14 protein-coding genes and 1 tRNA gene are annotated in these 16613 nt (G+C 49.6%); 6 read left to right on the top strand and 9 right to left on the bottom strand.

The genetic code is table 11. The features are described 5' to 3' along the window. Positions 1–51 precede the first annotated feature (51 nt). Positions 52–128: transfer RNA gene (locus CWE06_RS05015), tRNA-Arg, on the bottom strand. 187 nt (positions 129–315) lie between these two features. Between CWE06_RS05015 and CWE06_RS05010 the strand changes: the two genes are divergently transcribed. Next, complete coding sequence (locus CWE06_RS05010) at positions 316–990, top strand: hypothetical protein (protein WP_126791803.1); 675 nt, start codon at positions 316–318, stop codon at positions 988–990. Here CWE06_RS05010 and CWE06_RS05005 read toward each other — a convergent pair. From CWE06_RS05005 to CWE06_RS04980, 6 genes are read right to left on the bottom strand one after another with little or no spacing between them, the layout of a single operon-like run. Then, entirely contained in the window at positions 987–1313 is a 327-nt protein-coding gene (locus CWE06_RS05005) for a Na+/H+ antiporter subunit G (protein ID WP_198679043.1), read from the bottom strand. The two genes, CWE06_RS05010 and CWE06_RS05005, sit on opposite strands and share 4 nt — an antisense overlap. 7 nt (positions 1314–1320) lie before the next feature. Further along, complete coding sequence (locus CWE06_RS05000) at positions 1321–1590, bottom strand: K+/H+ antiporter subunit F (protein ID WP_126791800.1); 270 nt, start codon at positions 1588–1590, stop codon at positions 1321–1323. After that, entirely contained in the window at positions 1584–2093 is a 510-nt protein-coding gene (locus tag CWE06_RS04995) for a Na+/H+ antiporter subunit E (RefSeq protein WP_126791798.1), read from the bottom strand. The genes CWE06_RS05000 and CWE06_RS04995 overlap by 7 nt, the downstream gene beginning before the upstream one ends. Next, on the bottom strand, positions 2080–3600 hold the full coding sequence (locus CWE06_RS04990) for a monovalent cation/H+ antiporter subunit D (RefSeq protein WP_126791796.1): 1521 nt from the start codon (positions 3598–3600) through the stop codon (positions 2080–2082). The genes CWE06_RS04995 and CWE06_RS04990 overlap by 14 nt, the downstream gene beginning before the upstream one ends. Positions 3601–3602: 2 nt before the next feature. Beyond that, on the bottom strand, positions 3603–3941 hold the full coding sequence (locus CWE06_RS04985; protein ID WP_126791794.1) for a Na+/H+ antiporter subunit C: 339 nt from the start codon (positions 3939–3941) through the stop codon (positions 3603–3605). Then, the gene (locus tag CWE06_RS04980) at positions 3941–6769 is read right to left on the bottom strand and encodes a monovalent cation/H+ antiporter subunit A (RefSeq protein ID WP_126791792.1); all 2829 of its coding nucleotides are present in this window, start codon (positions 6767–6769) and stop codon (positions 3941–3943) included. Before CWE06_RS04980 ends, CWE06_RS04985 begins: the two co-directional genes overlap by 1 nt. 371 nt (positions 6770–7140) lie before the next feature. On the opposite strand from CWE06_RS04980, the gene CWE06_RS04975 reads away from it, so the two are divergent. After that, positions 7141–9807 carry a bifunctional diguanylate cyclase/phosphodiesterase gene (locus CWE06_RS04975; protein WP_241972494.1) on the top strand — a complete coding sequence of 889 codons (2667 nt, stop codon included), beginning with the start codon at positions 7141–7143 and terminating at the stop codon, positions 9805–9807. 108 nt (positions 9808–9915) lie between these two features. Further along, on the top strand, positions 9916–11469 hold the full coding sequence (locus CWE06_RS04970) for a leucyl aminopeptidase family protein (protein ID WP_126791788.1): 1554 nt from the start codon (positions 9916–9918) through the stop codon (positions 11467–11469). 110 nt (positions 11470–11579) lie between these two features. Here CWE06_RS04970 and CWE06_RS04965 read toward each other — a convergent pair whose 3' ends face one another. Further along, complete coding sequence (locus tag CWE06_RS04965) at positions 11580–12026, bottom strand: Hsp20 family protein (RefSeq protein ID WP_126791786.1); 447 nt, start codon at positions 12024–12026, stop codon at positions 11580–11582. A 190-nt stretch (positions 12027–12216) separates the two neighbouring features. Between CWE06_RS04965 and CWE06_RS04960 the strand changes: the two genes are divergently transcribed. From CWE06_RS04960 to CWE06_RS04950, 3 genes are read left to right on the top strand one after another with little or no spacing between them, the layout of a single operon-like run. After that, the gene (locus tag CWE06_RS04960; protein WP_126791784.1) at positions 12217–12630 is read left to right on the top strand and encodes an OsmC family protein; all 414 of its coding nucleotides are present in this window, start codon (positions 12217–12219) and stop codon (positions 12628–12630) included. A 14-nt stretch (positions 12631–12644) separates the two neighbouring features. Beyond that, on the top strand, positions 12645–13307 hold the full coding sequence (locus CWE06_RS04955) for an alpha/beta hydrolase (RefSeq protein WP_126791782.1): 663 nt from the start codon (positions 12645–12647) through the stop codon (positions 13305–13307). 35 nt (positions 13308–13342) lie between these two features. After that, positions 13343–15400, top strand: coding sequence for a S9 family peptidase (locus tag CWE06_RS04950; RefSeq protein ID WP_126791780.1), 2058 nt, complete (start codon positions 13343–13345; stop codon positions 15398–15400). On the opposite strand, the gene CWE06_RS04945 is transcribed toward CWE06_RS04950, so the two are convergent. Beyond that, the gene (locus tag CWE06_RS04945; RefSeq protein ID WP_126791778.1) at positions 15379–16611 is read right to left on the bottom strand and encodes a phosphopentomutase; all 1233 of its coding nucleotides are present in this window, start codon (positions 16609–16611) and stop codon (positions 15379–15381) included. The genes CWE06_RS04950 and CWE06_RS04945 overlap by 22 nt on opposite strands. Positions 16612–16613: the final 2 nt, after the last annotated feature.

The following is a 16613-nucleotide window of genomic DNA, read 5'->3' as shown; positions in this document are numbered from 1 at the left end:
TTCGGACACACAAGCACAAAAAAACCACCGCGAGGGTGGTTTCTTTTGTACTGGCGCGCCCGAGAGGATTCGAACCTCTGACCTCTGCCTCCGGAGGGCAGCGCTCTATCCAGCTGAGCTACGGGCGCAAATTCTGTGCTTGAAATGCAGGCGGGGATTGTAGGGAATTTGCGCTTTAATGTCTAGTGAAAATCAGCGCTACACAGTGAACCCTAAGTTAGTTGCGTGCTTTATGACCAGTGTCGATTTGAATATCGATGATGGAACTGGTTATTATTTATTCAATTGTTGACGCGCTATACATGAGGCCATTCTATGCAACCGAAACATCTGGCATGGACCGTTTTCATTATTCCGATTATTGCCGTGCACGGTGCTTATTTTATTGGGCTTTACCAAGGCGTTGCGCATGTCTGTATTCCCTACTTAGAAGGCTGCACCACCATTAGTCGGGCTGCTCGTATGGGTGACGCGATTTTCTTGTTTCGTGGGCTAATGATGCCCTTGGCGATGTTGCTCGTACTCTTTTGGTACTTGCAGAGCATTTGGTTGCAACAGCTGACAGGCCGCAGCCACAAGGCTATTTTTCTGATTGGAGCCATTGGTGCGTTGTTTTTAATTCTTTATGTGAACTACCTCGGCACCGACGGTGACTTTAATCGCTTTATGCGCCGTCATGGGGTGATCATTTATTTTGCTGGTACTGTGCTTGCACAGATGTTGTCGATTAATGCGCTGCACAAGTATGGTGGCGAAGCAGTCAGTAAGCTACGTAAACTCATGCAAGTGCAGCTGTCGTTTATTGCTGTATGTTGGCTTTTGGCGATGATCAGTTTGGCGATTAACACGAGTGGGGTGATTTGGGCGTCGCAGGGCGAAAACATAATCGAGTGGTTCTTTGCCCTGTTCATGTCCCTGTACTTTGCCGTCGCTGCTCGAATGTGGCAGCAGACGCGTTACACCTGGCAAATTAGTTTGCAGAAAAACTAGTCGAACGGCTTATTTTGCGTGTTTTCGCTGCACTTCACCCGCCGGTGTAGGGCAGCTTTGGCGATCATGTTTGCGCTAACCGGTGCGGTCACAAACAAGAAGGCGGTGATCAACGCTTCTTGCATACTCACGCCTTCGGTAAAGAAGGTAAAATACAAGAACGAGCCAAATAAAGTCGCACCCACGCCCAGTGTGCTGGCCTTGGCTGGGCCATGTAAGCGGGTATAAATGTCCGGCAGGCGAGCAAGGCCAATCGTGCCGATGAGCGCAATTAAAGCGCCAACCACCAAGAACAAACTAATGACTGCTTCTAAGATCATCATAATCTGTTTACTCGATTAGATCGCCGCGCATTAAATAGCGCGTTAAAGCGACGGTGCTGACAAAACCCATTAAGGCAATCAGTAATGCTGCTTCAAACAGAATATTACTGCCCATGCGAATGCCGGTGAGGACAATGACAGCGATGAGATTGACCGCCATGGTGTCGAGGGCAAGAATGCGGTCGACCACGTCGGGACCAACAATGAGTCGATATAGGGTGAATAAGATCGCGATGGAGAATAGCGCCAGCGCGATGGTCACGGCGTGAGCTAGCATTCGAAAATCTCCTTCAGTGGTTGTTCGTAGCGGGTATAGATATCATGTCGAAGCTGTTCTTCATTGTCTAAATGTAAGACATGAATGAGTAAATGCTTTTTGTCTTTACTGATATGCGCAGACACGGTGCCAGGGGTGAGGGAAATCGTACTGGCCAAAATTGTAATGGCAAAGTCATGTTGAACAGTCAGTGGGTAGTCGATAAACGCCGGCTGCAAGCCTTTGGCGCCGCGCAGAATGCGAATCGCCACAGCAACATTGGAACGAGCGATATCGACCGCTAAACGCCAAGCATAGCGAACGACCATGGTCGGGTGATGTACGCTTGATTGCTCGAGCCAAAATTGCTGTGAGCTAAACGGAATAATCCAGGCTAAACCAAGACCTAGCACGATATGGGCAATAGCCAAACTTTCATTCATGAGCAACCAAAGCACCAATAAGAAAATACTAAAACGCGGGTGCGGCAGCAGTTTTTTGGGGTGACGCTTAGTTGTTTGCATCAGTAAGGCCTCCTAATACAGCTTCAATGTAGCGTTCAGGTGCGAGTATTTGTGCTGCGGTGCTTTGCGTAAACATCATAATCGGTTGCGCAAAAACACTCAGGAGTATGCTACCGAGTAGCATGGTCATGACAATACCGGTGGCTAATAGCGGAGCCCGCACGGTGGTGGCGGGCTGTTTGTTTTGCCGCCATAAAAGTGCACTTCCGCCACGACTTAAAGCAATGATAATAATCAGGCTCGACACCAGCAAGATTGGCCAGAATAACGCATAAGCCCAAGGCGAACTGGTACTCTGAAGAATCCAGAACTTACTGATAAACCCAGACAGTGGTGGTAAGCCGGCAAAGGCCACAGCTGCCATGAAATACAGGCCACCCAGCAAAATTCGGTCTTGGCTACGCGGGCCGGTGACAAAGTAGTCGCGTGGCCCTGGACGGTAGTGGTGAAAAATATCCGCCAAAAGAAAGAAGACCGCGGTGAGTAATGTTGTGTGCAGTAAGTAGAATAAGGCCGCAGCTAAGCTTGGCTGTGAATGCTGAGCGACGCTCGCTAATAGAGTCCCAACAGAAACGATCACCATCCATGCGGTCAGGCCTCGCAAGCTCCAAGCACCGAGTGCGCCCACAGCACCAAACGCTAGTGTTGCCAGTGCAAGCGGCCAGAGCCATTGGAAAATTTGTTCATTCAGACCTGTATCGTTTTGAAAAACCAAATAAAACACGCGAATAATGGCATAAATGCCAATTTTGGTCATGATTGCGAACAGCGCAGCTATCGGCGCTGCGGCGGCTGCATACGCGCGCGGTAACCAGAACAGTAACGGCAGCATGGCTGCTTTGATACCAAACACGATGAGCAGTAACGCGCCCGCAGCGTGAATAAAGGGTAACTCACTCGCAGGTAAAGCATTAATGCGTAATGCCATGTCGGCCATGTTTAGGGTACCGGTAATACCGTAAAGTACGCCTAAAGCGATGAGGAATAATGCCGAACCGACCAGGTTGATAATGACGTAACGCAGGCCTGCACGACTACGGGCACGACCACCGCCATGCAAGAGCAAGGCGTATGATGCAATGAGTAGTATTTCAAAAAAGACGAATAGGTTGAACATGTCACCAGTTAGGACCGCACCATTCAAGCCGAGCAACTGAAACTGAATCAGTGCATGGAAGTGCGCGCCAGCTTGGTCGTGCGTCTTCTTGCGGCCGGTCGTGGCGTAGGCAATGCAAAATACGCTAAGTGTTGAGATCATCACCAACATGAGAGCGCTGAGTTGGTCTAATACCAACACGATACCAAAAGGTGCTTGCCAGTTTCCGAGCTGGTAAACACTGTAATTGCCATCCATTGCTAGGTTTAGCAAAACGATAGCAACAACGACTTGAGCGCTCGCTGCGAGTAAGCTGAGCCCGCGTTGATCTTTGATATTCAATGCATGCAATACGGTCAGCAAGGCACCAAAAAATAGCGGAATGAGTATCGGTAAAATCATGAGGTGCATGGTTAAATCGGCTCCTCATTTTTATCGACGCCATCGACATGGTCATTCTTTAACTCAAGCACGGAGCGCAGTGCCAAGACGACAACGAACGCAGTCATGGCAAAGCCAATCACAATTGCAGTGAGTACTAACGCCTGTGGTAGTGGGTCAGCATGTTGTGCGGCTTCACCGATGACTGCGGGTGCATTCGTGTGCAGTCGCCCCATGCTGAATAAGAATAAATTGACTGCGTGTGACAGCAAGGTTAATCCGAGCACCACTGAGAATGTGCGGGCTCGTAAAATTAAAAACACGCCGCTTGCCGTTAAAACACCTAATAGAATGGCGACCAATATTTCCATTAGCCAATCTCCTTGCCGGGGCCGTGGATGGTCATAAGGCGACCCATGTTGGCCAAAATTAATAACGTGGCACCAACGACCGTGACATACACACCTAAGTCAAACAGGAGCGCGGTGGCAAGTTCAAATTCTCCAATGAAGGGTAATTCAAAATGCCCGAACCACGAGGTCAGGAACGGTTTGCCAAAGACAAGGCTGCCGACTCCTGTCGTTCCGGCTATCAATAAACCAGCGCCAACGAGAGGGCGGAACTGAGTCAACATGCGCACATGCGCCCAGCGAATACCGCAGGCGACATACTGTAAGCTCAGCGCTGCGGCAGTGATTAAGCCGGCAATAAAACCACCGCCAGGAAGGTTATGACCGCGCAAGAAAATATAGGCAGAAACTAACAAGGCCATAGGTAAAATGGGTCGTGCGAGAACCCGTAAAAACAACGGGTGGGACTCGGCAAAACCATTCCAGTATTCGTTCTGTTGATGGTTCGGTCGGTCTTTCAAACGCAAGTTTCTGGTCAAGGCGAATACGGCGAGGGCTGCAATGGCCAGAACCGTGATTTCACCGAGCGTATCGAAGCCTCGGAAGTCGACCAGAATCACGTTGACCACGTTGGTGCCGCCGCCGCCGGATACGCTGTTGGCCAGGAAGTAATCAGAGATTGATGACTGCGGGCGTGTCATAACCGCAAAGCTCAACAACGCAACACCAATGCCTGCGATACTGGCGATGATCACGTCGCGAGACCAGCGGAAACGACTGGATTCATGCGGTGACGTTTGCGGCAAAAACGAAAGCGCCAACATCATAATCATGATCGCCATGACTTCAACTGAGAACTGGGTCAGCGCAAGGTCTGGCGCAGAGAAGCGCGCAAAACCAATGGTAATAAACAAGCCTGTTGCACCGGTAAACAGCAGTGCTGTAATACGTTGATGGTGCAAGAAGCTGACCGCTAATGCCATCGCTGCAAGCAAAACAATCCCACCTGCGGTCATGGCGTCGATGGGCATGAGTTCGCGGTTGCCTCGCCAGACATCTAAGCCAATTAACGGCCAACCGGTGAACACCAAGGCGGTCACCAGTAAATATAAAACGTAACGTTGTAAGGAACCATTTTCGACCATGTGAACGGCATTTTGCGACCAACCAATCAGGGTTTGCATCAGCTTTTCAAAATGATCTTTGGCATTTAAGTTTGGTAGCTTTGCATGCCACGCGAATAATGTTTTTCGTGCGCTATACATAGCGAGACCGCCGAGGAAGGTCACGGCCGAAATCAGCGACAACCACGGATGGTCTTGAATCACCGAGAGGTCATAGCTGACGATATGTGGCGCACTTGTGGCGGGAATTAATAAGTCGGAACTGACATTCGCTGCATTTGCTGCGGCGGCAATGAGTCCATGCAACATAAGCTCTGGCCATAGGCCAAGAATGACGCACGCAGCAGCGAAAAAAACGAGTGGCGCATAAGTCCAATTGCTAGGTTTTTTCGGCGGCCAATTCGGTAAATCGACCGGCTTACCATTGAAGAAGGTATTGTGGAATAACCGCAAGGCATAGCCGACCGAGAAAGCGGCGCCAAGAATTGCCAAAATTGGAATAAGTGTCGCAATCATGCCTGAGTGCGGGCCATTGAGGCTTTCAACAATGAACAGTTTCTTACTGAAGTAGCCGTTTAAATAGGGCAGTCCAGCCATTGCAGCGGTTGGAATAAAGCTCAATATCATCAGGAGTGGAAAGTGCTTGGCCATGCCATTCACTTGCCGCAGATCACGAGTGCCCGCGGCCTTGTCGACTACACCAGCCATCATAAACAACGGTGCTTTAAAGAGTGCATGGTTGACTAAATGGAAGAGGGCGACGGTTAAGGCACCATGGGTACCGAAGCCAATTAGCAATGTAATAAGCCCCAAATGGCTAATGGTTGAATAAGCTAGCAAGCCCTTCATGTCGTGCATGAAAATGGCAACAAACGAGCCGACTAACAAAGTCACCACGCCAATTCCGGCAACCCAATAAAACCAAGCTTCATGGCCACTAAACACAGGGAACAAACGGATAAGCAAGAAGATCCCAGCTTTTACCATGGTGGCCGAATGCAGGTAGGCAGAAACAGGGGTTGGTGCTGACATCGCATGGGGCAGCCACAAATGAAAAGGGAACTGCGCTGACTTCGTAAATGCACCCAGCAATATCAAGCCAAGAATCCACGGGAAACGGCTATCGTTTTGGATTAACTCGCGTGCTGCGAGAATATCGGTGAGCTGGTAACTGCCGACAACTTGACCAATTAAAATAATACCGCCGAGCAGTGCTAAACCGCCACCGCCAGTGATGAACAATGATAAACGCGCACCGCGCCGAGAAATTTGTTTATTACCATAGAAACCGATGAGCAAAAACGAAATGAGGCTCGTAAGCTCCCAAAAAATGAGCATCAAGATCAAGTTCTCGGCGAGCACGATACCGAGCATTGCCGCCATGAAGGCAAGAATCAGGGTATAAAAACGAGCAGCTTCAGGTTTACCGGCAAAATAATGGTGAGCGTAATACATCACGGTGACACCAATACCGGTAATCAGTAATGCGAATAATGCCGACAGCGCATCAAGTCGCAGTGCGACGCTGAGGCCAAGCTCTGGAATCCAGTCAAACTGGTAAAGGAGAACCTGCCCTTGCATGACAGTGGGGAGTAACTGCAGTAATAGAATAAAAGCAATAAGAGGCGGTAAACTCGCAAGCCCAACAGCCCACCGCGGCGCGTGACGCAGCAAGAGTGGACCCGGCAAAAATAGCAGGGGCAATAAGAGGATGAGCAGTAGCATAGGCAATTATTTTTCTTAGCTAAAAAGGCGAGTTCTCGTTAATGTTGTTACTGTATGTGATCATGACACAAAAGTGCTGATCTAGCTCAATATTTGCCGAAAAACTCACTTAATAGTACCAAGTTATTCATTTATTAATCCTTAGTAGGTATATCAACCTATTCAGTCAGTCAAACGAGTACCCGTTTGATAAAAAAGTCGCCGTCATTGCGACAGGGCTAATTTAAGATTAAAGTTAAGTCACTTAGATACTTAAAGTTGGGCTCAAATCGGTGAGAGATAACCAGCCACGGCCTTATGCAAACTTGGATGCAGGGGGCTCAACCCTTCATTTGTCTCCGCGGCGCACGGGGACTCGCTCGTTGCGGCCGATGATCGTGGCGGTCAGTTGGTTAATTCTGCTTGTTTTTCTGATCACATCCATCGCCTTGTGGCTGCGGACGACCACTCAGCACGAGCAAGAGCTGGCGCATTATGCCGAGCTACAAGAACAGCATTTAGAAACGAATTTGGGCAATATTGAGCAGTTTTTAACTCAGTTAAGTGGACAAATTATTGCGCTACCCCGCCAAGATTTTCAAACTCATGTCACTGAGTTGCTGCAACAAGCGTTACCGTATCATTTAAATGTTGAAGGCTTGGCGCTGCTCGACACTCAAGGCAGGTTTGTTGCTGCTGACTTTCCTATGACAGTGGGCGAGGTGGCGCTGCCGGCAGCTGGTGGCATTCTGCAAGATTATCTATTTATGATGAGCAATCCGAGCTTTCAGGTTGGTCGTCCTTATTATTTTGAGCCACTGCAGCAATGGGTCATTCCATTGCGTCAGCCGCTTTATAATCAACAAGGGCGGCTGATCGGGGCCATTTCCGTGGCATTTCGTGCCGACGAAAGCTTAGCCATCCTCAACCGCGATGATTTGCCTGAGGGAACGCAAATCGCACTTGTACGGAATGATGGCTACCTAACGCATTTATACCCAGTTAGCCCAGAGCACTATGAACCGCTTGAGATGTATCAAGAACCCGTTTCAGAAGCGCTTCGACCTATCCTTTCACAACAGACGGGGCTTTATAGCTATTTACGCCCAGGTACTGATCATCGTGGCCTCCAGAGTTATTCTGCATACGTATTGCCGCTACCTGAATATCAACAGGTGATTGTCGTCTTGCAGTCGAAACGCTCAGTGGTGATTGCATGGCTGCAAAGTATGGTATTACCGCTAATATTATTAGTGCTTTGCGGTATTGCTGTGTATTACTCGTATCGTTATGCGCAGCGGATTATTAGCGAGTCTGAGCAAGAAGTTCTGACTCGACAGGCGGCCTTAGTAAAATCACTGAACCGCTACTCGCAGTTGACGAGTATGATTCCTGCTGGTGTTTACCAAGTGCTTCTCACCCATGAAGGTCCTCGTCACTTTATTTATTTGAGCCAACGTGTGCGTGATATTTTTGCGATTCCAGAAGGTTTGCCGCTGCAGCAAGCCATGGAGTCCATTATTGGTATGATGCATCCGGACGATCTCAATCGCTTTATCGAACTTGAAGAGCGAGCCACCGCAGCGAGCAAACCGTTTCGCTGGGAAGGTCGGTTTTTAGTGGAAGGCGAGATCAAACATATTGTGATTCATTCGTCACCCGGAAATGAAGAGTCAAATGGGGTGGTTTGGCACGGGATTATGGTTGATGTCACGCAAGAGCGGCAGGCACAAACACAGCTCGACGAACTCACGAATATCGACCCAATCACATCGCTACCCAACCGCGCGTTTTTACACAAGCACTTGCATGAAGCGCTAGTTGAAGCGCGTAAGAAAAGGCAGTTTGGTTATGTGCTGTCGATCGACGTTGATAACTTCAAACTATTAAATGACAGCGTCGGACAAGTTGAAGGCGATTATGCACTCTATTTGGTCGGTGAACGCTTAGCGCGCATCCTTGACGAAGGCGAATTGGCAGCACGCATTCTTGCTGATGAGTTTATCTTTGTTGTGCCGAACTGCGGAATGTCTCGAGAGCAGGCGCAGCAGCGTGCCGATCAGCAAGTCAAGCTACTGCAGGAGGTCTTCGCAGAGCCGATTCGTCTCCATCAAGATGATTTTCATATCACTTTAAGTATCGGTATTGCCATCTTAACGCCGGAATCAAGCTCAGTAGAAAGCATTCTCCAGCAAGCTGACCAAGCCATGTACGAGGCCAAGTCACAGGGTCGAAACACGGCGGTATTCTTTAATTCGGCCATGGAAGAGCGGCTACAAGCGCGCTTACAACTGCAGCGCGAGTTGCATCGCGCTGTATTGAGCGAAGAGATCGAGCTTTACTATCAACCCAAAGTTGATGCAGACGGTCAAGTCTATGGCGTTGAAGCCTTGTCGCGCTGGTTGCATCCGGTGAAGGGGATGATTAGTCCGGTTGATTTTATTAGTGTTGCCGAACAATCTGCCGATATTTTGATTCTTGGGCGATGGGTGTTAAGAACGGCCTGTAAACAGCTTGTCGAGTGGTCGAAAAATCCAGACCGGCAACATTGGACGATGGCCGTTAATGTCAGTGTAAAACAACTTCGGGAACCTAATTTCGTTGAACAGGTTGAAGAAATCATCGAACAGTTTGGTGCTCCAGCCGACAAGTTGATTATCGAAATTACCGAATCGATGTTGCTCGGTAACACCGAAAGCGCTATTGAAAAAATGAATCGATTGAAGAGTATCGGCGTGCGTTTTGCCTTAGACGATTTTGGTACCGGTTACTCTAACCTCAACTATTTATATCGTCTGCCAATTGATCAAATCAAAATCGACCAGTCTTTCGTACGTAGTATGAATAAAAACAAGTCTCAGAAGCAGGTGACCAAAAGCATTATTGCCTTAGGTCATGCGTTGCAATTGAAAGTTGTGGCTGAAGGCGTTGAAACAAAAGAGCAGTTTAATACGTTACAAGAACAAGGCTGCGACCTTTTCCAAGGTTATTTCTTCAGTGCTGCCGTACGTGTCAATGCGCTACAAAATGACTATGTGCCTGCGAATGCCACAAAGTAGTCGCTGAAATCAGCTGCTTTATCGGCTTTTGCTTGTAACGCATGACTAAATTAGGCAGCCTTAATATCGTTCATCTAATCATAATCGACCTAAAGAGAGGAAAGTGACATGAAGCTCATGCGTGGCTTTGTGGCTGTTGTAAGTATGATGATGTTGCCGCTAGCTGCATCAGCCGAGTACTTGAACACCACGTTTACGTTTTCAAATCAGTCTGCGAATGCAGATACTCGTGTTTTATTATTGCCTGAATTTGAAGGTGATGTTGCCGCGCAAGGTTGGGCAACTAGCTTAAGCGCAGACACAGTGCACCAGTTAAATCGTGCGATTCAGGCACAAGAGTTTACTGGGAAAGCGAAGCAGCAACTAGATATCATCGCACCAGTTGGCCTTGATGAAGTGCGTTTGGTGTTGGTTGGTGTTGGTCAAGCGGATAGTTTAACCCGGACAACTGCAGAGGAAATTGGCGCAGCGCTTTCGGTTTATTTGAATCGCGTCAAAGCCGATTCAGTGCTTGTCGATACCCGTGCAATTAACTCAGCAACTGAAAATGCTCGGATTACCGCAGCGGTGGCTCATGGCGTCGATTTACGGAATTATCGTTTCGACCGGTTTAAGAGTGAGCCGGCTGCTCGTCCAGCCCAAAATGTTCATTGGCAAGTGGTAACAAATTCTGACGCAGAGCAACAATATGCTGCAAAGCGGGCGTTGGCAGAAGGCGTATTTTTGGCGCGTGAGTTAACCAACTTACCAGGTTCTGACGGTTACCCAGCTCGTTTTGCAGAAATCGCTCGGCAACAACTGGAGCCACTGGGTGTGGAAGTAACTATCCTCGGTCCAGAGCAAGTGAAAGAGCTGGGCATGGGCTCACTGTATAGTGTTTCGCAAGGTAGCCAACATAAGGCGCACTTGCTTGTGATGCACTGGAAAGGCAGCGACGACCAGCCGATTGCGTTTGTTGGTAAAGGGAATACCTTTGATACCGGCGGTTACAACCTGAAAACCGCTGCAGCATCAATCCTCGCAATGCAAACCGACAAAGCCGGTGGTGCTGCGGTGGTTGGCGCAGTCAAAGCGCTGGCAGGTGAGCGTGCAGCGATTAATGTCGTAGGTGTTGTACCTTTGTCACAGAATGCAATTTCTGGCGAAGCGACTTTACCAGGTGATGTGGTTACTGCTGGTGATGGCACGACCATCGAAGTGGCAAACACCGATGCGGAAGGCCGCCTCATTCTTGCTGATGGCATTTGGTATGCACGCGAGTTCTTTAATCCGCGCGCAATCGCTGATATTGCAACCTTAACCGGTGCAAAAGTTGGTGCCTTAGGCACAGAGTATTCAGCAATTTTCAGTAATCATGATGACATTATCGAAACGCTGCGTGTGGCTGGTGAGAATACCCAAGAACTCGTGTGGCAACTGCCATTAGAACCCTATCGGAACGTAGTCACTAGCCGTATTGCTGATATGAAAAATACCGGTTCGCCGGGCGCTCAAGCGGGTGCTATTTTCCTGCAGCACTTCGCTGGCGATACACCGTGGGTTCATATCGATATGGCCGGTAATGCTATGATTCAAAGTGGCAGCGGCATTCACCCTGAGGGTGCAACTGGTTATGGCGTGCGGTTGCTCGCCGAGTGGGCGAAAATCTACTCAGCCCAGTAAGATTTTGCAATAAAGAAACCGGAGCTGGTGACGGCTCCGGTTTCTTATATCCAGGGAGTGGACTTCGGTACTGCTCTCACCCAGCACCGAAGTCCGTTGTCATGACCGATTTACTTTTTGTATTCAAGCGCATCGGTATTTTTAATGGCAATGCTCCGAGCTTTCATGGCTTCTGGGATTTCTTTCACCAGATAAATATTCAATAAACCATTTTTCAATTCTGCGTCGGTTACTTCCACGTGCTCGGCAAGATTGAACTTGCGCTCGAACGAACGCGCGGCAATGCCTTGGTACAAGTAGTTGCGATCTTTATCTTCCGCTGCTTTCTTGCCGCGGACGGTTAAGACACCGCGTTCTACTTGAATGTCTAATTCGTTATCTGTGAAGCCTGCAACCGCAATGGTAATGGTGTAGCGGTTTTCACTTGTGGCTTCAATATTGTACGGAGGATAGCCTCCAGTACCAGTGTCGCCGCGAAGGGCGTTGTCGAGCATAGATGCTAAACGGTCGAAACCTACGCTGCTGCGATAAAGTGGGGTTAAATCGATTGTATTCATAGTCTTGTATCCTCATTTGAGCGATGACAGTTAGTTGACATTGTAGGGTGAGCGTTCTCTTTGAGACCCGCTGCCTACACTCTAGATGTATGATCGCTGCGCAGATTTTCAAGGGCTAATCGGAAAATTTTTGCAAGCTCGCGTCGGCTCAGGTAGCTTGTTAGCAGTTTTTGTCAATTGGAGTGTTCACATGAGTGCGGAAGTAAAAGAAGGATGCGTACGCGTCGAAGAGAAGATGGCTCCGTATACGAATCAGGTTACCACTCACCGCCATCGTTGGTTGGCTGACGAGCCGGAGTCTTTAGGCGGCGCAGACGAAGGGCCTGCGCCCTTTGAAATGGTGTTAGCAGGACTCGGTGCTTGTACGTCCATGACCCTTCGCATGTATGCCAAGCGCAAAGAATGGCCTGTGGATAAAATAACCGTCGACTTGCGTCATGTGCGCGGTGATAAAGGCGCGGATAAATTTGAACGGCACATTAAAATTGACGGCGATTTAACTGACGAGCAGCGTCAGCGCCTACTCGAGATCGCCAATAAATGCCCCGTACACCGTACTTTGTTAAATGCAGAGTTGGAAATTCCAACATCATTAATTGATTAAGAAATGAGGAAATCATGAGTTTGTTACCTTGCGTTGAAGTCAATCCGCAACAATCCCCCAATGCTGCCGTTATTTGGTTGCACGGCTTAGGTGCCGATGGCCATGACTTCGAACCGATTGTCCCGCATATTCAGTTGGCATCGGGTGTTCATGCGCGATTTGTTTTTCCTCATGCACCGAAAATTCCGGTGACTATCAATGGCGGTATGCGTATGCCGGCGTGGTACGACATTTTGGAAATGAGTATTGAGCGCAGTGTCGACGAAACGCAGCTGCGTGCATCTGCAGCTCAGGCGGTCGCATTAATCGAGCGCGAGATTGAGCGCGGTATTCCAGCAGAACGAATCTTTTTAGCGGGATTTTCGCAAGGTGGTGCAGTGGCCTATGAAGCGGCCTTAACCACGGAGCATAAGCTTGCAGGGGTCATGTGTTTGTCGACCTATTTAGCAACGCACGCGTCGGTGCAGCCAAGCGCTGCCCAACAGAAAACCCCGTTTCTAGTTCAACACGGCACACAAGATCCCGTCGTGCCGGAAGTACTCGGGCGTCAGGCGCAGCAATGGTTAAACGAACATGGTTATGACGTGACCTACCAGACTTATCCAATGGCACATCAAGTCTGCCCACCACAAATTCAAGATATTAGCCGGTTTTTGCAGCGCGTTGTGCCTGCCTAACGTACCAGTTTCAACAATAAGAAGAGGCCAAAACAATGAAACTAAAAGCATATCTGGCGGCGGCCTGGTTGGTATTGCTCTGGGCGATACCAACGGCCCAAGCCAGTGAGCAGTCGCGTTTATTTAGCCCCGAGGACATTTTTGCCCTCGAGTGGGCGAATGACGTTCATGTGTCACCAGACGGTAAATCCGTTGTTTACGTGCGCCATAGCAATGACATTATGACCGACAGTACCGGGCGCAGTCTTTGGTTGGTTGATATTAAGTCGGGTCAACATTCACCTTTGTTTGCCGATGAGTATCAGTACAGCAGTCCAAAGTGGTCGCCTGATGGGAAACGTTTAGCGTTTGTTTCGAACCGCTCGGGCTCTTCGCAAGTGCATGTTTATTGGTTTGAACAAGACAAGTCGGCACGGATTACTGATGTACGCCGTGCGCCAAGCGATGTAACTTGGTCGCCGGACGGTAAGCACATTGCATTTAGCCAAGAAGTGCTGGCGCCAGCAACCGATTTCGCGCGCAGTGTGTATCGGCCAAAACGTCCCGATGGTGCGCGTTGGTCAGAGCCCGCGATTATCGTGGAGCGAACCTATTACCAAGCCGACGGCCGTGGTCTTCTCGACAGTGCTTATCGCCAGTTGTTCGTGGTCAGCAGCGACGGTGGTGCGGCACGTCAGCTGACGGACGGTCCTTATAATCATGGTGGCACACTTGCGTGGACACCAGACAGTAGCGCCATTGTATTCTCAGCGAATCGTCGCGATGACTGGGAATATCACACGTTAGAAGCGAACTTATATCAAGTCACTGTAGCGACGGGTGATGTGACGGCATTAGTTGCGGAGCCAGGGCGGCAATCACAGCCAGTGTTTTCGCCAGATGGCCGTTACTTGGCGTTTTTACACGCTTCGGGCGAGGCAGTTCCATATCGAAATGCCAAACTACGTGTGATGGATTGGCGTTCGCAAGAAGTGAATGAGCTGCTTGCAGATTTCGACCGCTCGATCGAATCACCGAGTTGGCTGAATAACAACACGGTCGTTTTTCAGTATGCAGATCAAGGCCAATTGAAAATCGCCCGAATTGCCGCCCGTGGTGGTCGCCTAACTGACTTAGTCCGCGATGTTGCTACCGGTAGTAATGGCCGGCCTTATCTCGGCGGAATGTTCTCAGCTTCAGGTAATGGCGTCATTGCATTTACTCACGGCACGGCGTATCGCTTGGGCAACGTCGGTGTTTGGCAAGGTGGGAATGAACGAGTTTTAACGGCGTTGAATGAGAACTTGCTCAGCCAACGCGACTTAGGACAAGTGCATGAGTTTCGATATGCATCGAGCTACGATGAAACGGAAATTCATGGCTGGTACATCACCCCGCCGGGTTTCGATCCAAGTAAACAATATCCATTACTGATTGAAATTCATGGCGGTCCACACTTAGCTTACGGCCCTTATTTTGCGGCAGAGTTGCAGCGTTACGCGGCAGCGGGTTATGTGGTTTTCTACAATAACTACCGTGGCAGCACATCGTATGGCACTGATTTCGCCATGTTGCTCGACAACAACTATTCGTCACCGTATGACTTTGCTGATCACATGTCAGGTATCGATGCATTGATCGCAAAAGGCTTTATCGACGAGTCGAACTTGTTTATTACCGGTGGTTCCGCAGGTGGAATTGCGACAGCTTACGCCATTGGCTTAACCGATCGCTTTAATGCTGCGGTGGCGACCAATCCAGTGATCAACTGGGTGTCGAAGGTCTTAACTGCAGACAGTTATATTGGCCAAATTGCGAATCAGTTCCCAGGCATGCCTTGGGAAGAGCACGAGCACTACTGGCAACGTTCACCGTTATCGTTAGTGGGAAATGTGACAACGCCAACATTATTGTTCACAGGTGAAGAAGACCGGCGGACGCCAATCTCCGACACCGAACAGTTTTATCAAGCGTTACAGTTGTTAGGTGTAGACACGGCCATGGTGCGTGTGCCAGGTGCATCGCACGGTGTTTCGAGTCGACCATCGCGCATGATCATGAAGATTGAACATGCGCTGGCCTGGTTCGAACGTTATAAGAAACTCGAGCCGTAGTCGGTCGCAGGTAAACCGAGGTGCGTCGCGATACTTTGGCCGATATCGGCGAAGGTGTCGCGGCGACCAATAAAGCCACCAGCAGCCGGTAGTTTTAAGTCTGGTCCGAAGCAAATCACAGGAATATATTCACGTGTATGGTCGGTGCCCGGCCAAGTTGGATCGCAGCCATGATCTGCGGCCATAAACACCCTGTCGCCTGGCTGTAATGCTGCAAACAACTCTGGCAATCGGCGGTCGAACGCCTCCAATGCACGCGCATAACCTGCCACATCACGGCGGTGCCCATACTCCATATCAAAGTCGACAAAGTTTGGAAAAATTACGCTTTGTGCTGGCGCTGTACGAATCGCATCAAGCGTTGCGTCAAAAATAGCGTCGTTGCCACTCGCTTTCACTTTCTGTGTAATGCCTTGGTGGGCATAAATATCGGCAATCTTGCCAATACTGATGACTTCGCCACCGGCGGCAACGAGTTTGTCGAGCACGGTTGGTGCTGGAGGTAGTACGGAATAATCGCGGCGGTTGCCAGTGCGCTTGAAATTATCGGCATGGTCGCCGACAAAAGGACGTGCAATGACGCGACCAACGCGTAATCCATGTTGGTCTAATAATTCACGGGCGAGTTCGCTGAGCTTTAATAGGCGGTCGAGACCAAAACTCTCTTCATGCGCAGCGATTTGTAAAACGCTGTCGGCCGACGTGTAGACAATCGGCTTACCGGTTTGCATGTGCTCTGCACCAAGACGAGCGATAATTTCGGTACCCGATGCGTGGCAATCACCGAGAATTCCTGGCAAGTTGCCTTTTTCGACAAGTTCAGCAATAAAGTCTGTTGGGAATGTCGGCACACGGTTAGGGAAGTAGTGCCAGTCAAACAACACTGGCACACCAGCTATTTCCCAATGTCCGCTGGGCGTGTCTTTGCCCCGGCTGAGCTCCTGTGCGAAACCATAGAGGGCTTCGGCCGGACCATTGAAATGAAAGCCGGGTGGGCGCTTGCCCGAGCTAGCCTCAGCAAGCAAGCCGAGGCCTAGGCGCTCAAGGTTTGGCAAGTGCAACGGCCCCTTGCGGCCGATATCAGCGTCGCCACGCGCGCAGGCGTCGGCGATATGGCCGAATGTATTGGCGCCGACGTCACCAAATTCTTCGGCGTCGGCAGCTGCGCCGACACCGAACGAATCTAACATCAGAATAATTGCACGTGCCATAA

Source organism: Aliidiomarina haloalkalitolerans (assembly GCF_003987315.1).
GTDB classification, from domain to species: domain Bacteria; phylum Pseudomonadota; class Gammaproteobacteria; order Enterobacterales; family Alteromonadaceae; genus Aliidiomarina; species Aliidiomarina haloalkalitolerans.
The sequence above is the reverse complement of the archived record's forward strand: the minus strand, read 5'-3'. Positions and strand labels throughout refer to the sequence as shown.

Coding starts and splice junctions, on each gene's coding strand:
- CWE06_RS05010 (WP_126791803.1), top strand. CDS start 316: ATGCAACCGAAACATCTGGCATGGACCGTTTTCATTATTCCGATTATT.
- CWE06_RS05005 (WP_198679043.1), bottom strand. CDS start 1,313: ATGATGATCTTAGAAGCAGTCATTAGTTTGTTCTTGGTGGTTGGCGCT.
- CWE06_RS05000 (WP_126791800.1), bottom strand. CDS start 1,590: ATGCTAGCTCACGCCGTGACCATCGCGCTGGCGCTATTCTCCATCGCG.
- CWE06_RS04995 (WP_126791798.1), bottom strand. CDS start 2,093: ATGCAAACAACTAAGCGTCACCCCAAAAAACTGCTGCCGCACCCGCGT.
- CWE06_RS04990 (WP_126791796.1), bottom strand. CDS start 3,600: ATGCACCTCATGATTTTACCGATACTCATTCCGCTATTTTTTGGTGCC.
- CWE06_RS04985 (WP_126791794.1), bottom strand. CDS start 3,941: ATGGAAATATTGGTCGCCATTCTATTAGGTGTTTTAACGGCAAGCGGC.
- CWE06_RS04980 (WP_126791792.1), bottom strand. CDS start 6,769: ATGCTACTGCTCATCCTCTTATTGCCCCTGCTATTTTTGCCGGGTCCA.
- CWE06_RS04975 (WP_241972494.1), top strand. CDS start 7,141: ATGATCGTGGCGGTCAGTTGGTTAATTCTGCTTGTTTTTCTGATCACA.
- CWE06_RS04970 (WP_126791788.1), top strand. CDS start 9,916: ATGAAGCTCATGCGTGGCTTTGTGGCTGTTGTAAGTATGATGATGTTG.
- CWE06_RS04965 (WP_126791786.1), bottom strand. CDS start 12,026: ATGAATACAATCGATTTAACCCCACTTTATCGCAGCAGCGTAGGTTTC.
- CWE06_RS04960 (WP_126791784.1), top strand. CDS start 12,217: ATGAGTGCGGAAGTAAAAGAAGGATGCGTACGCGTCGAAGAGAAGATG.
- CWE06_RS04955 (WP_126791782.1), top strand. CDS start 12,645: ATGAGTTTGTTACCTTGCGTTGAAGTCAATCCGCAACAATCCCCCAAT.
- CWE06_RS04950 (WP_126791780.1), top strand. CDS start 13,343: ATGAAACTAAAAGCATATCTGGCGGCGGCCTGGTTGGTATTGCTCTGG.
- CWE06_RS04945 (WP_126791778.1), bottom strand. CDS start 16,611: ATGGCACGTGCAATTATTCTGATGTTAGATTCGTTCGGTGTCGGCGCA.